Genomic DNA, 15162 nt, shown 5'->3' on the forward strand with positions numbered 1-15162 from the left:
TTTATGGTTAAAATTCTTGTCCTAAGATAAAGTGGAATTGGCCGCCACTATATTGTTTGGAACCTTTAATCTTATCGAATCCGTATGCCCAATCGATACCCATCATACCTATCATCGGCAGGAAGATACGGACACCAACGCCTGAAGATCGCTTCAAGTCGAAAGGATTGAACTTGCTTACATCATGCCAGGCATTACCCGCTTCGACAAAGCCAAGCACATAAATGCTGGTGGAGTTCTCTAACATCAACGGGTAGCGAAGTTCTGCCCCCATTCGGGTATATGCGTATCCCTCTTCGCCGTAATATGTCAACGAACCGTTTTCATAGCCGCGCAGAGCAATCGTTTCGGAAGCGTAACTGGTACTGTATCCGGTCATACCGTCTCCGCCTACGTAGAATGTCTCGAACGGCGATTTCTTATACTTGTTATAATGACCTAACAAGCCGAATTCAAAACGTGTCATAATGACGGGCGTCTTCTGTACGGTACTCAACGCGGTATAAGTTTTCGATTTGAATTTCCATTTATGGTATTCAATCCATTTAAACATACTGGCTGCTTCGTTATAATCTTTTGTTCCGTAAACGCGATAGTCTTTATTATCGAACAAGGAATAGGGAGGAGTAGCCTGAACGGAAGCGGTGAATTCGGAACCGCGACGCGGATAAATCGGGTTATCAGTAGAATTACGAGAGAGCGTCAAGCCAAGGCTCAAGTTATTGCTTTTCCCCGTCTTCAAATAATCGCCGTTATTTAAACGGACATATAGAAAATCCCAGTCTTTCAGAATAAAACGTTGGTAAGACAATTCCGCTTGTAACGAGAAATAATCGTCGGGCCATCTTAGCCGTTTGCCCCATCCGACGGAAATACCGTACATTTTAAAAGATTTGTCGGGATCGTAATAACGTTCGTAATTCCCATAATTTCCATAATTGTAACCGCCATAAGAGCCATAATACATGCTATACATACTGTTACGAAAAGCGGAGTTGTAAAACCTACTGCTCATGTCGCTTTGTTTGGAAAAGAAAGCGGAAACGGACAGCGAATTCGGTCGTTTCCCGCCGAACCAAGGATCGAAGAACGATATGCTGTACTGTTGATAGTAACGAGCATTGGTTTGTCCGCTCAACGTCAGCGTTTGTCCGTCTCCTTGAGGAAGAATGCCGCGGTAGTTATCACTCTTACGGAACAGATTAGATAGGGAAAAGTTCGTAAACTTCAAGCTTAATTTCCCGATGATACCGGTTTGTCCCCAACCCGCCGAGAACTCAACTTGGTCGTTCGCTTTGGATTCTAAGTTCCAGTTGATGTCGACCGTACCGTTTTGTACGTCGGGCTGAATGTCCGGTTGAATATTTTCAGGATTGAAGTGCCCCATTTGGGCGATTTCGCGGTACGAACGTTCTACCGCTTCCTTACTGAACAAGTCGCCGGGCCTCGTACGCAATTCACGGCGCACGACGTTTTCGTATAATCGGTCGTTGCCGTTGATTCGTACTTTACTGATACTCGCTTGAGGGCCTTCGTGGATACGCATTTCGAGATCAATAGAATCTCCGTCGATATTTACTTCCACGGGATCGAGGCTATAGAATACATAACCGTGGTTATAATAATCGTTTCCGATCGCATCGTCGTCTTTAGACAAACGGGCGTTCATCAGTTTCTGGTTGTACACGTCCCCCTGATTCATCTGGAGTTTTGCTTGCAAATAATCGGAAGGATAGACGGTATTGCCTACCCAGGTGACTTTCCGCAAGTAATAGCGTTCTCCTTCGTCGATCTTAAGGAAAACGTTAACCGTCCGATCGTCGAAATTAGAAATGCTGTCAGCTACGATCATGGCGTCCCGATAGCCCAGCTCGTTATACTTGTCAATGATCAATTGTTTATCCTTTTCATAGTTTTCCTCTATGAACTTCTTGGTGCGGAAGATATTCTTGAGTTTATTCTTCTCGTTTGTCTTCTTCATCACGCGTTTGAGTTTGCTGTCGCTCAGCACGGAGTTTCCTTCAATAGTGATTTTGTGGACTTTGACTTTTTCTTTTTTATCGATCATCACCTCTACATCCACTTGATCTTTATTGCCGTCCAGATTCCGTTCTATAATATTTACTTCTGCATTTTTAAATCCTTTATCGTCGAAATGTTTCTTGATAAGGAATTCGGCACGGCTAATCAGGTTGGGAGTAATCTGACTGCCTTTGACAAGGCCCAACTTCGCTTCGAGGTCTTCTCTTTCACTTTTCTTTATCCCTTGATAACGGATATTTGCAATACGGGGACGTTGCGTCAATATGATTTTCAGCCAGATCTTATCTCCCAGCGCTTTCTCCGCCAAGATTTGGACATCCGAAAACAGTCCGTGTTTCCAATACCGTTTCAGAGCAGTCGTAATCTCGTCTCCCGGAATAGTGATGACCTGGCCTACCGATAGTCCGGATAAACCTATCAATACATAGTCTTCGTAGTTTTCAATACCTTTCACGCTTATTCCTTCAATCGTATACTTTTTAGGTGTTCCGTTATACAGAATAACAGGATTGAAAACGGTATCCGTCTCAGCTATTTGGGCGGTACTGTCTATCGGAATGTTCAACAGGGAAATGAAAGTCAATATGATAGGAAATAAACGATATCGCATAGTCTGTATAAATCTTTATATTTGTTCACTTGTTTTTCCAAAACGTCGTTCTCTTTGCTGGTAATCGTAAATCGCCTTGCAAAGCTCTTCTTCGTTAAAGTCCGGCCAAAAAGTATCGCAAAAGTAAAATTCCGTATAAGCGCATTGCCAAAGCAGGAAGTTACTCAACCGAATTTCGCCACCTGTGCGAATCAACAGGTCCGGATCGGGCATGAAGTTCGTGTTAAGATGGGAAGAAATGGTCTCTTCCGTAATTTTATCAGGGTTCAACGTCCCCTCGACAGCTTCTTTTGCAATTTGTTTCGTCACTTCGGCGATTTCCCATTTGGAAGAATAGCTGAGCGCTAAAACCAAGCACATCCCCGTATTGGAGCGGGTGTGTCCGACACATCGATTCAAGCGTTCCAGCACATCTTTTGGCAATTTCTCTACCTCGCCGATAATTCTAAAACGGATGTTGTTCTTCATGAATGTTTCTTCTTCGATGGAGTTCATCAATAACGACATCAACGCAGATACTTCCTCTGTCGGGCGATTCCAGTTTTCTGCCGAAAAGGTATATAACGTAAGGAACTCAATCCCCAGTCGTGCTGCTTCCGAGGCAATGGCATGAACGGTTTGGGCACCGACTTGGTGCCCGAAGCTGCGAATTTGTCCCCGCTGTTTGGCCCACCGCCCGTTACCGTCCATAATGATGGCCACATGGACAGGGATGCGCTCCATATTTATCTTTTCTCGATAAGACATCTATCTTATTTTTGAAATCCTAATCTATTTATTCGTCCTCGCCAAATATCCTGCCTGTTGCTCCACATGATCCACAAGTAATTGTTGGGATCGACGGCATAAGAATAATTTCCATTCGCCGCAGCATAGAAAGCATTGAATTCGTTTGGGAAGCAGACGTTTTCTTTGACGACTTTCCAGTCGATGCCTTGATTCTTCGAGACGTAGAAATTGTTGAACGCCGCAATTTGAAGCGTATCTTTCACGCCGTTTCCTCCGAAAGCATATATACTGTCGTTGTAATAGATCATTCCCATATTTTCAAGGCGTGGGCAATAATCTTTATGATTCGGAATATTGTCGCCCCATGTCGATTCCGTACTTAATCTCGACCAAGTGACCGTATAATTCTTATCGGTATTTTTTCCCATGACGATCATTCGTCGAATGTTTTTGTTCGTTTGCAGGGGATAGCTCGTATACGAGAGTCCTTCTTTCGGGAAGTCGTCGGGGATGGATGTCGTCTCATTCCATGTCGAACCGTCTTTACTTTCTACAAATGTCGTCCCCGCTCGATCGATAGCCACCATTAATTTACGATCGTCCGAAGCATCATAATTAGCCACGAGCTGGCTCAGGGCAGGGGCCGTCCCTACAGCGTTCCATGTCGAACCGTCGGGAGAGGCGTATAAATTTCCCTCGGCAACCAGATATAATTTATTTCCCCAAGCCATCGCCGAGTGGTAATCCGCCTTTTCGGGAATACCGACAGCCTGCAAGTTGGTCCAACTCAATCCGTCTGAAACGGAAGTAGAAGTAACTTCGACCTGCTTGTCTTTCTCTGCGAATACATAGATTCTATGGTTGAACAAAACGGCTTTCTGAGCGTTGATCTCGTTGCCGGGGAAATTACTTGCCAACCGAGACCAGACCATCTGTTCCGGATTTACTTGGTGTACATTGACGGAGACTCGATAAGGAGTCCCGTACGTTCCGTTATAAGCCGCCACTTTGAACATGACGGGACTTTCGAAGTTGATGGAATCTGTTGAAGTCCAGACCGTATCCTTGTCGTTTTTGGTATATACGATATAGTTAGTGTCGGAAGTGATGGACGTGACGACTCTGCTTACACTGGTACCGTAAGGAAGCGAATCGAGATTGTAAATCAGGTGCGATAGCTGGTCGATGACGAAAGGATAGTTTTTACCGATTACGGTAGCTGTCAACACAGAATCTTTGCCATTGATTTTTTTAGTGTATCTCGTCTTTATATTACCGATAGAGAAAGCGGTAATACTGGCATCCGAAGGATATTCATGATCCCCTTCGTCGCCGTGCAAGCACGATGAGAATGTAACAGCCATTATGCAAAGACTTGTAAAAACCGATAAAAACTTTAATTTCATTTGTAAATGAATCTTTGGTTACAAGTTGCAAAAGTAAAAAGTTTTTTTTCTCTATCGTACTTTTGAATTAAGTTTTATAAAAATTATAGATAAATTCGTGCTTTTTGCTACTTGGAAAGTCGCGATCCATCGGAATAAGGAAAGAGGGCGGGATGGAATATTTTTAAATTCGACGTCTGACAACTTATTCGGATACGTTCCTCAACCTAAACGATGAGGTTCCGGATACCTCCGTTTACGTCCCCTAACCTAAATGTCGACGTCCGACAACCTAAACGGTGAGGTCGGGAACCTAAAAATTTACGTTCTCCAACCTATCCGTTGACGTTCGGAACGTCAACGTTTACGTCCCTCCACGTAAACGGATATATATTTAACCTAAACGACGGGGTTCGGAACCTAAACGGAGACATTTCGGGTACAAACGGCGGGGGTATTCCGGTAATGCTTGATATTCCTGCCCAAGAACGGTAGATTTTCTTCCAAAGCAGTTCGGGGTAAATCCGGAGCGGGTACGCCGTTTTTCAACTTGACAGGACATTCTTCCACGAAAGCTTCGTCCCATAAATCGGCACGAATGAATGACTGAAGCAAGATTCTTCCCCCTTCTACCATCAACGACTGTAACCCTTCCTGATAAAGGAATTTCATGATTTGCGGCAGGATGTCTTCGGAAAAGTTCAGGGTGACGAATTTCGTACGGGGAAGGATTGGTAAAGTCGATTTTGTCGTAAATACAACGGTAGGAGCTTTTCCGTCGAACAGTCGATAATCGGCAGGCAGCGTCAGGTCTTTGTCGATAACCAATCGAACGGGATTTTTTCCGAACCAATATCTGGTGGTCAGCGACGGGTTGTCTATCCATGCGGTTTCTCTTCCTACCAAAATCGCCGCATATTCCGCCCTTCGTTTATGGGCTACCATTTGAGTCAGTTCGGAAGAGAGCACGATCGGCTTTCGGTCATGGCATTCTTTGCCGATGAATCCGTCAACGGATTCCGCCCATTTCAGCAGTACATACGGTCGTCTTCGGATATGGAACGTAGCGAATCGGTCTATCTGTCGGCGGCATTCTTGTTCCAATACGCCTACCGTTACATCGATCCCCGCATCCCTCAATTTTCGGATGCCTTTTCCGCATACCGCCGGAAAGGGATCCGTACAACCGATGACCACTCGGGAGATGCCCGTCTCGATAATCAGATCGGCGCAAGGCGGTGTTCTTCCGCAATGAGAGCACGGCTCCAAGGTGACGTAAATGACAGCTTCCCTTAACAAGCTCCGATCTTCCTTTTTCACGGAACGAATGGCATTGACTTCGGCGTGAGCTTGTCCGCAACGAATATGATAACCTTCTCCGATAATTCGATCTCGATAGACGATTACGGCGCCGACCGTCGGATTGGGCGGAGCGGTGCAACGTCCGTTGTTTGCCAATTCGAGGCAGCGCGACATATATTTTTCATCTTTTGTCATATCCTTCGGCTAAATTGCTTACTTTTGTCGTACAAATCGAACGCATGCATCCTCTCATCGCGTACATCCGGCAGACCCTTCGCGAAATCTACGACGATTCCGAAGCCTTGTGCATGGCCAAATGGTTGCTCGTGCAGCATTTCGGTTTTACGACGGTGCAGCTGTACGGAGGCAAAGTTAGAAGATTTTCGGCGAACGAGCAGAAAGAATTGGACAATATTCTGCAACGGCTAATAAAATACGAACCTCTGCAGTACATATTAGGTACGGAATGTTTTTACGGGATGACGTTCAAAGTCGATAAGTCGGTGCTTATCCCTCGCCCCGAAACGGCCGAGTTGGTAGACTGGATCATTACAGAAAATCCGAAGACAGGTTTGCGGGTGTTGGATATCGGTACGGGAAGCGGGTGCATTGCGATTGCATTGGCAAAGCACTTGAATCATGCTGAGGTAAAGGCATGGGACATATCGGCGCAGGCATTGGACACAGCCCGACAGAATGCGGAACGGAATGGCGTTCAGATCATTTTTGAACAGCGGGATGTGCTGCGAACAGTTTCTATGGAGCAGGAGACGGATATCATAGTCAGTAACCCTCCCTACATCGCACAAGAGGAAAAGGCTTCGATGGGAAAGAACGTCTCGGCGTGGGAACCGGATATCGCGTTGTTTGTTCCGGACGAAGATCCCTTGCTCTTCTACCGGAAAATAGCCTTATGGGGCAGGCGAATGTTGCGACCGAACGGGAAACTCTATCTCGAAATTAATCAAAGATTCGGACGGGAAGTGACGAATCTATTGGCGAACAAAGGATACGGCCGGATAGCATTGAAAAAAGATTCGGACGGAAACGAGCGTATGGTAAAGGCTTCACTATGACAAGCACAGATACGGAAGAAATAATGCGGAACAAGGCGGAAATTTATTGCGCTGCTGCAGAACGCTGCCTCTCGGACGTAACATCGAAGCTGATACAGTGGGGCGCATCTCCCGAAGCGATGGAGCGCATTCTGTCCCATTTGCTCGAAGAGCGATACCTCGACGAAAAGCGATATGCCCAGGCTTTCGTCCGCGATAAATACCGGTTCAACGGTTGGGGAAGACTGAAGATCGCCATGGCTTTGAGACAAAAGGGAATCCCGAACGAACCGATCGACGCGGGACTGAACGAAATCGACGAACGGGAATACCGACAAACGTTGAAGGCACTCCTGCAACGGAAAAGAAAGACCGTAAAAGGGAAAACGGCCTACGAACAAAACGGAAAACTGATTAGATTGGCGCTCGGCAAAGGATATGAAATGAATGAAATTCTTCGCGTACTAAAACAACCGACCGATGAAGACTCTCTGGAATAGCTTATGGAACTTGTTCTTCCCCAAATGTTGCGTAGTTTGCGGGAAACCTTTGCTGCAAACCGAAGAATATCTTTGCCTGCATTGTCTGAAAGGTTTGCCTCGAACCAATATGCACCTGCAAATCGACAATGAAGTAGAGAAAAACTTTTGGGGAAAGATACCCGTTCAAAAAGCGTCAGCCTTCCTCTATTACACCAAAGGAGGAGACGTACGCCCCATTCTCTATGAACTCAAATATTACGGCAATAAAGAAATCGGCAACCTGTTAGGACGATGCATGGCTAAAGAAATCCTCCCCTCCGGATTCTTTCGGCACATCGATTACATCCTGCCTGTGCCGCTGCATCCGAAAAGAGAAAAAGAACGCGGATATAATCAGAGCGAATGGCTCGCCAAAGGAATCTCGGACGTGACAGAGATCCCGCTCGTTACACACCTGCTGAGCCGTAGTTCCTATTCGAGTACGCAGACCCACAAGACGAGGATAGCACGTTTCGAAAACATGCAGGGACTATTTCAATGTTCCGACCCGGAAATGCTAAAAGGCAAACATATCTTGTTAGTAGACGATGTGCTGACCACCGGTGCCACATTGGTGGCCACGGCCGATGCCATGAAAGGGATCGAGGGATTGCGCATCAGCATTTTAACGTTGGCATTGGCCGGCCACGATTGACGAACAGATAAAAATACTCTATCGCAGATTTTATTATTCCGATGGATTTCTTTAATTTTGCACAGCATATTTAGCTATTTACTTATGAAAACGTTAGAGAAACTGTTTGCAGAGAAATTATTGAGAATTAAGGCCATTAAGTTGCAGCCGGCCAATCCGTTTACGTGGGCTTCGGGGTGGAAATCACCTTTTTATTGCGATAACCGTAAGACGCTTTCTTATCCTTCTCTGCGTAATTTTGTAAAACTTGAAATCAGCCGGATCATTCTGGAACGTTTCGGGCAGGTCGATGCCATTGCCGGCGTGGCCACAGGCGCCATCCCGCAGGGAGCGTTGGTGGCCGACGAACTCAACTTACCCTTCGTTTACGTGCGCGCTACTCCCAAGGATCACGGATTGGAAAATTTGATAGAAGGCGAACTCCGTCCGGGGATGAAAGTGGTAGTGATCGAAGATCTCATCTCCACCGGCGGCAGTAGTCTGAAAGCGGTAGAGGCGATCCGTAACAACGGCTGCGAAGTCATAGGGATGGTCGCTTCGTTTACCTACGGGTTCCCCGTTTCCCTCGAAGCATTCAAGGCCGCCAAGGTAACCCTGATTACGTTGACCAATTACGAGGCTGTCCTGGAAGAAGCATTGAAGACCGATTATATCGACGAGGAAGATATTCCCGTATTGAATGCCTGGCGTAAAGATCCCGCACATTGGGACATAGCTAAATGATACGCGAAGATGGTTCAGTACGAAAGCAGTGTGAAATATATGCCTTTCAGTCAGGAACGAGTATACGGCAAATTATCCGACCCGACCCGCCTGAACGATCTGCACGACAGATGGAAAGCGATGAAAGACAAGTTGCAAAACCAGGTGGAAACCCTTTCTCTCGATCGGGATTCCATCACGGTGAGAATACAGGGATTCGACCTTACGTTGCGTATCGTGGAACGAGATCCGAACAAATGCATTAAATTCGAGGGAGTAAATACGCCTGTCCCGTTGAAGATGTGGATCCAGATTCTCCCTCATGAAACCGACGAACAGGCCAAGATGAAACTGACGATCCGCGCAGAAGTGAATGTATTCATGAAATCGGTGATGAAAAAACCCTTGCAGGAAGGCGTAGAAAAGTTGGCCGACTTCCTGGCCGTAATGCCATATTAGTCAATGAACGTGATGACGACGAAACTTTGGGAAAAGAACGGAAGGGTCGACGGTAAGATTGACACGTTTACGGTCGGCAAAGACCGGGAACTGGATCTCTATCTGGCCACGTACGACGTATTGGGCTCGATGGCTCACATCACCATGTTAGAACAAATCGGACTGTTGAAAACCGACGAGTGGGCGATGTTGTCAGCCGAATTGAAACAAATTTATGCTTCCGCCGAAAAAGGAGAATTCCTCATAGAAGAAGGCGTGGAAGACGTGCATTCGCAGGTGGAACTGATGCTGACCCGGAAACTGGGAGATGTCGGAAAGAAAATCCATAGCGGGCGTTCTCGGAACGATCAGGTGCTGCTCGACTTGAAACTCTTTACGCGCGCTCACCTCAAACAGATCGCCCGAAAAGTCGAAATCCTTTTTCACGTCCTCATCAGGCAAAGCGATGCTTATAAGGATGTGTTGATGCCCGGTTACACGCACCTGCAAGTGGCCATGCCGTCGTCATTCGGTCTCTGGTTCGGCGCTTATGCCGAAAGTTTGGTCGACGATATGACGCTCCTGCAAGCCGCATTCAGGATTACCAATCGCAACCCGTTGGGCTCTGCGGCGGGTTACGGTTCCTCGTTTCCGTTGGACAGAACGATGACCACCCGCCTGCTCGGATTCGATTCGATGAACTATAATGTGGTGTACGCCCAGATGGGGCGAGGGAAGATGGAGCGTAACGTCGCTTTTGCCTTGGCCTCCGTGGCCGGAACATTATCCAAATTGGCCTTCGACGCATGCCTGTTCAGCAGCCAGAATTTCGGCTTTGTAAAACTGCCGGACGAGTGTACGACAGGTTCCAGCATTATGCCGCACAAAAAAAATCCGGACGTCTTTGAGCTCATCCGCGCCAGATGCAATAAGATACAGGCTGTACCTTCACAGATTATGATGATCGCAAACAATTTGCCTTCGGGCTACTTCCGCGACCTACAGATTATAAAGGAAGTCTTTTTGCCGATCTTCGAAGAGTTGGAAGACTGTTTGGACATGACCGCCTACATCGTGGAACGTACGGAGATAAACCGCCGTATCTTGGAAGACGAACGGTACGACAACCTGTTCAGTGTGGAAGAAGTGAACCGCCTGACCTTGGAAGGAATGCCTTTTCGCGATGCGTACCGGAAAGTGGGACAGGACATAGCGAAGGGAAAGTTCGTGCCGAGGAAAGAAGTCCGTCATACCCACGAAGGCAGTATCGGCAATTTATGCAACGACCGAATTACCGCATTGATGCGGCAGGTGACAGACGGCTTCGGCTTTGCCAAGATAGAAGAAGCGGAGCAAAATCTCCTGACCCGCTGAATACGGACCGCAGCGTACATTCCTTAAAAAATTGACCGCAAAATGTTGCTGATCCTACAAAAAGGTTTTATCTTTGTCCCCGTCCAAACCGCTGCGGAAACAGCTCAGCGAGTAGAACACCACCCTGTCTAAGAGCGGGAGTGCGAGTTCGAGTCTCGTTTTCCGCTCTTCCCGTAGAGGATGCTCGAATGGTGAAATCGGTAGACACGAGGGACTTAAAATCCCTTGGGCATTGCGCCTGTGCGGGTTCAAGTCCCGCTTCGAGTACATCCCACATCTCCGAATCGTCCGATCTCGAAGTATGTTCCGTTCGAACGGGAGATGCGCTTCGAGAAGTCGCTATCTCCATTCCGTTTCCTGCTCCGAAGAGATAAAAAATCGCATTGTCTAACAGAAAATTAACACTTTATGTTGTCGTTATAAATAAAAAAACATATCTTTGCCATACTACTAACCTTTAAAATAAAAAACATGATTAAGTACGTTATTCAAGCGAAGAAAAATCCGCAGAAAAAAGAAGAAGTGAAGTACTATCCGCAAATCGCGCCGAGCACACCGATGACGCTGGCGCAGATCGTAAAGCGCGTGGAAAAACGTTCTACCGTATCCAGCGCCGATGTGAAAGCCGTATTGGACGCTTTGCAGTATGAAGTGATCGATGCATTGGAAAACGGCAACAGTGTCCGTTTCGGCGATCTCGGCTCGTTCCGCCTCACCCTGAGAGCCCAGGGCATGCCCACGGCAGCCGAAGCCAGAATGCAGGGCGCAAGGCTCATCAAACAAGTGAACGTACAGTTTACCAAAAGTACCGCCATGCGCGATGCACTCGACGTGCACAACCTGAACTTCGCACTGCAGGAAGACATCGTGAACGCCACGGGAAACGGCGGCGGAGGCACCGCAACGCCTTAAAAAAGTGCATTCCGGCGTGCGGAGAAACAGCGTTTCCGCACGTCGGAAATACCATTTTCAAAGCGCCCCGAGCGACCCTCATAATACACTGATAATCAGCGCATCTGAGAGGGTAAAAATTGTCTCCTAAGACAATTTGAATTCCCTGCGCAGACAATTTGAATTCGCTGCGCAGACAATTTGAAGAGAAACAGGAGGGAATTGAAAATACCACCGTAGACAAATGACAAAGAACCGAGGACTCGACATAAAGTGTAAAGACAACAGATCGACAAACCATACAGAAAAACACCATGAACAAACCACTCCTCAAGATCTTTCCCCTGTTGTTAGCAGCAGGATTCCTGTTTGCAGACGAAGGAAGAGCTCAGAGAAAAACGGAAGTCCTGGTAGTGGGCACCATCCACGAAGGTCACGAAAGCAATCCCAACTACTCGGATCAAGACCTTGTGAACATCCTGGGGACCTATGCCCCCGATGCCGTTTGCGTGGAAATACCGCCCTCCTACTTTCGAAAACGATCCTATCTGACCGAAATGATGATCGCCTCCATTTACGGTCTCGACCATCACCTAAAAGTCTATCCGATCGACTGGTGGGATACTTCCTCCGATGCACGAGCCCAACGAAGGGAATATATGCAAACAGCCGACTATAAACGGAAAGAAAAGACAGCGGATTCGTTAGTGAATGCGAATGCCGTCATGCAGACATTTATAAAAAAATACGGCTCCATGGACAGCATTTGGAAAAACAACCGGATGGACTACCGCTTCTTCAACGGCAAAGATTACAACGATTACATTCGGGAAATGTACACCATTGCCGTCGATGTATACGGGGACGGATGCATGAACCTGCATTCCGAGCAGCGCAATGCCCGGATGATGGAGCTGATCAATCAGGCGATAGCCGAAAATCGAGGGAAGCGGGTGATCGTCCTCACAGGCGCCGAGCACAAATATTATTTCGATATCGCCCTATCCAAGCAGAAAGGAATAAAACTCGTTCATTTAGAGGACATATTGCCGCTGAAAGAAACGCCGCAAACCGAAAATATGACGGCGTTCATAGAGAAAGGGTTAGCGCGAGGCTACTACGATGCCGCGGATTCTTCCGCCGTGGACGCGATGTACGGCGAAGCGTTAGTCCCTTTGATCCACGGCATGGGGATGGACGAAGACCCTACCCTCATACCGGCGGAGAATATCGAAAAAGCGCTGCCCATCGTCGAGGAATGGGAGAAACGGCATCCTCGATCGGTATCCCTGCAATTCGAGCAATCCTGGATCAAATTCCTGCAAAAAGATTATTCCGACGCTATCGGAATAGCCAAACGCATCGCCCACCGGTTGAACGAAATTCCGAAAGAAAGCCAATGGTTCGTCAAGACCTTCTACTGGCGCAATTTAGGGTTTTGCTACGACATGGTCGGGCAGCGAGAACAGGCCGTAAAGGCCTACAGAGAATGTAAAAACACGTGTAAGGAACTGAACCTGAACGAGCACTTTGCCAAAGGAATCTATAAAAACTTCGAAAACGAACCCTATGCAGGTAAAACCAATTAATAGTAACAGAAAAAAGCATCTATCATGAAACGTATCTTATTATCGATCTTGACAGCCGCCTTCACGATGACGGCTTTTGCACAGGACAGGGCCGAATGCGAACGCATCGCCGGCATCGTTTTCGAGGCCGTCAGCAGTCAGAACATGAGTCAGATAAAACCTTATCTGTCGGAGGAATTCAAAATCGCAGGTCAAGCCTCGCCCATAGCGGAAAAGGTGCTGGAGCAGCTGGTTCACAATCTGGGAAACATCAAAGGTTTCAACCTGACGGAAGCAAGCGCGGATGTCGGTTTAACGTTGAACTACGAGGTCGAATATGAAAAACACGGAAAGAAACAGGCGCTGTTCGAGTTCGACGAAAACAATCAGATAAAAAGGCTGGAACTGTTGAAAGTCGCGATAAAAACCGCCAAGATAGACCCTTCCAAAATCGTATACAATCCGAGCCACATAATCGAAATTCCGTTTACAAGAATGAAAGATCTGATTATCGTCAAGGCTTCCGTCAACGGCCAGGAGAGAGACTTCATACTGGATAGCGGATCGGGATTCACTATCATCAATTCGAAATACATCGAAAACACGACCGATGCCGGCCAGGAGAAAACCGTTTTAAGTACCGCCAAAGGGGTTCACGACGAGAGTTTGTCAGGAACGAACCTTGTCAAAACGAGCATCGATTTCTACGGTATTCGCGTGGATGGGCAAGAGATGCTGACGCACGACATTTCGCACTTGGAACTCGACGGCCGACAGATTTACGGACTCATCGGGCACGATTTCCTGAGTAAATACGACGTGCTGTACGATTACGCCCAAAACCTCGTTACGCTGATCAAACCCGCCTATTTCGCAACCTACCGGAAAGAAAAACTTGCCGGGCATCTCCTCGAGACCGTTCCGCTCGAATGGCGGGGGCATATTCCCATCATGCAGATTCGGATAGGAGACCGTGACTACAAGATGGGCATCGATTGCGGAGCCGGTATGAATCTGCTGGACGTAAACCTCTTCCCCGAGATGAAAAACCTCTTGCGGAAAATATCGTCAAAGAGTTTGAGCGGCGCTTCGAAAGGCAAGAAAAAAGTGACCAGTGCCCTCTTGAAGAAATTCCATGCGGGAACGACTGCGTATAAAAACACTCATTTCGTATTCAACGACATCGCCCACCTGAATAAGGATAAAGAAGTAAAAATCGACGGCCTTTTGGGATACGAATTCCTCTCGAAACGGCCGACTTTGCTGAGCTACGAGCGCAAAGAACTATTGCTGATAAAATAGCAACCCGCATAATTCCTGCACACGGATTTTTTCCTGACAAAAAGAGAAGTCTTATAAATTATGCGCAATCTTACACTCGCCGGTCAACTTTTTTACAATAACCCAAATACCGCCTACTGCCCCGTCGACGAGCGGCATTAATAACCGATGGTAAAGCGTTCGTGATGGTGCTGTGCGCGCTCTAATTCATCTACCATCGCCATAGCATAATCCTGGACAGAGATGTGACTGTTCCCCTCGGCGTCGACGATCAAATCATCTTTTCCCAAGCGGAATTTGCCGGTCCGTTTGCCTTCGGCATCAAATGTGCCGGCAGGTGAGAAGAACACCCAGTCGACGGCATCCTCTTTGGTCAACGTATTCAAGTAGAAATCGCCCAACGGTCGGACGCCTCCCATAATCTCGTCGGGAATAGCCCCCGAATCGACCACTCTCAAACCCGGAGCGCAGAATAGGGTGCCGGCACTGCCGACAAATCCTGTCGCACCGATCAAAACTACCTTTTTCATCTTCTTTTCCTCTTTAAGATTAATACTCATCGATGCAAAGTTAATACGAAAAACGATGTTCGTTAAGAAAGTGCCGAA

General features: G+C 47.2%; 13 protein-coding genes, 1 tRNA gene and 1 pseudogene. 10 read left to right on the plus strand and 5 right to left on the minus strand.

Annotated elements, in window-relative coordinates:
• Positions 1–7: 7 nt before the first annotated feature.
• From bamA to ribD, 4 genes are all read right to left on the minus strand, one after another.
• Positions 8–2653: an outer membrane protein assembly factor BamA gene (gene bamA / locus BN102_RS00815; protein WP_019207149.1), complete on the minus strand. Its 2646-nt coding sequence runs from the start codon at positions 2651–2653 to the stop codon at positions 8–10.
• Between the two features lie 15 nt (positions 2654–2668).
• Positions 2669–3400 (minus strand): isoprenyl transferase, encoded by a 732-nt coding sequence (locus tag BN102_RS00820; protein ID WP_019207150.1) that lies wholly within the window; start codon positions 3398–3400, stop codon positions 2669–2671.
• Positions 3401–3405: 5 nt separating this feature from the next.
• Positions 3406–4788 carry a BamI family beta-barrel-assembly machinery protein gene (gene bamI, locus BN102_RS00825; RefSeq protein ID WP_036786884.1) on the minus strand — a complete coding sequence of 461 codons (1383 nt, stop codon included), beginning with the start codon at positions 4786–4788 and terminating at the stop codon, positions 3406–3408.
• A gap of 399 nt (positions 4789–5187) precedes the next feature.
• Positions 5188–6264, minus strand: coding sequence for a bifunctional diaminohydroxyphosphoribosylaminopyrimidine deaminase/5-amino-6-(5-phosphoribosylamino)uracil reductase RibD (gene ribD, locus BN102_RS00830; protein WP_019207152.1), 1077 nt, complete (start codon positions 6262–6264; stop codon positions 5188–5190).
• A 44-nt stretch (positions 6265–6308) separates the two neighbouring features.
• On the opposite strand from ribD, the gene prmC reads away from it, so the two are divergent.
• The 10 genes from prmC (at position 6309) to BN102_RS00885 (ending at position 14575) form a co-directional block, all read left to right on the plus strand.
• The gene (prmC, locus tag BN102_RS00835) at positions 6309–7145 is read left to right on the plus strand and encodes a peptide chain release factor N(5)-glutamine methyltransferase (RefSeq protein WP_019207153.1); all 837 of its coding nucleotides are present in this window, start codon (positions 6309–6311) and stop codon (positions 7143–7145) included.
• Entirely contained in the window at positions 7142–7624 is a 483-nt protein-coding gene (locus tag BN102_RS00840) for a regulatory protein RecX (protein ID WP_019207154.1), read from the plus strand. The genes prmC and BN102_RS00840 overlap by 4 nt, the downstream gene beginning before the upstream one ends.
• The gene (locus BN102_RS00845) at positions 7605–8300 is read left to right on the plus strand and encodes a ComF family protein (RefSeq protein ID WP_019207155.1); all 696 of its coding nucleotides are present in this window, start codon (positions 7605–7607) and stop codon (positions 8298–8300) included. Before BN102_RS00840 ends, BN102_RS00845 begins: the two co-directional genes overlap by 20 nt.
• Positions 8301–8384: 84 nt before the next feature.
• Positions 8385–9023, plus strand: coding sequence for an orotate phosphoribosyltransferase (gene pyrE / locus BN102_RS00850; protein ID WP_019207156.1), 639 nt, complete (start codon positions 8385–8387; stop codon positions 9021–9023).
• 9 nt (positions 9024–9032) lie between these two features.
• The gene (locus BN102_RS00855; RefSeq protein ID WP_019207157.1) at positions 9033–9461 is read left to right on the plus strand and encodes an SRPBCC family protein; all 429 of its coding nucleotides are present in this window, start codon (positions 9033–9035) and stop codon (positions 9459–9461) included.
• A 12-nt stretch (positions 9462–9473) separates the two neighbouring features.
• Positions 9474–10814, plus strand: a complete 1341-nt coding sequence (gene argH, locus BN102_RS00860; protein WP_035456481.1) for an argininosuccinate lyase — start codon at positions 9474–9476, stop codon at positions 10812–10814.
• Between the two features lie 182 nt (positions 10815–10996).
• Positions 10997–11081 (plus strand) — tRNA-Leu (locus BN102_RS00870).
• A 204-nt stretch (positions 11082–11285) separates the two neighbouring features.
• Positions 11286–11726: an HU family DNA-binding protein gene (locus BN102_RS00875; RefSeq protein ID WP_019207159.1), complete on the plus strand. Its 441-nt coding sequence runs from the start codon at positions 11286–11288 to the stop codon at positions 11724–11726.
• A gap of 293 nt (positions 11727–12019) precedes the next feature.
• Positions 12020–13294, plus strand: coding sequence for a DUF5694 domain-containing protein (locus BN102_RS00880; protein WP_019207160.1), 1275 nt, complete (start codon positions 12020–12022; stop codon positions 13292–13294).
• A 24-nt stretch (positions 13295–13318) separates the two neighbouring features.
• Positions 13319–14575 carry a pepsin/retropepsin-like aspartic protease family protein gene (locus BN102_RS00885; protein ID WP_019207161.1) on the plus strand — a complete coding sequence of 419 codons (1257 nt, stop codon included), beginning with the start codon at positions 13319–13321 and terminating at the stop codon, positions 14573–14575.
• A 137-nt stretch (positions 14576–14712) separates the two neighbouring features.
• Here BN102_RS00885 and BN102_RS00890 read toward each other — a convergent pair.
• Positions 14713–15048, minus strand: a pseudogene (locus BN102_RS00890) (NAD(P)-dependent oxidoreductase); the annotation flags it as partial.
• Between the last annotated feature and the right edge of the window lie 114 nt (positions 15049–15162).

This window comes from Phocaeicola abscessus CCUG 55929 (assembly GCF_000312445.1).
GTDB classification, from domain to species: Bacteria; Bacteroidota; Bacteroidia; order Bacteroidales; family Bacteroidaceae; genus Phocaeicola; species Phocaeicola abscessus.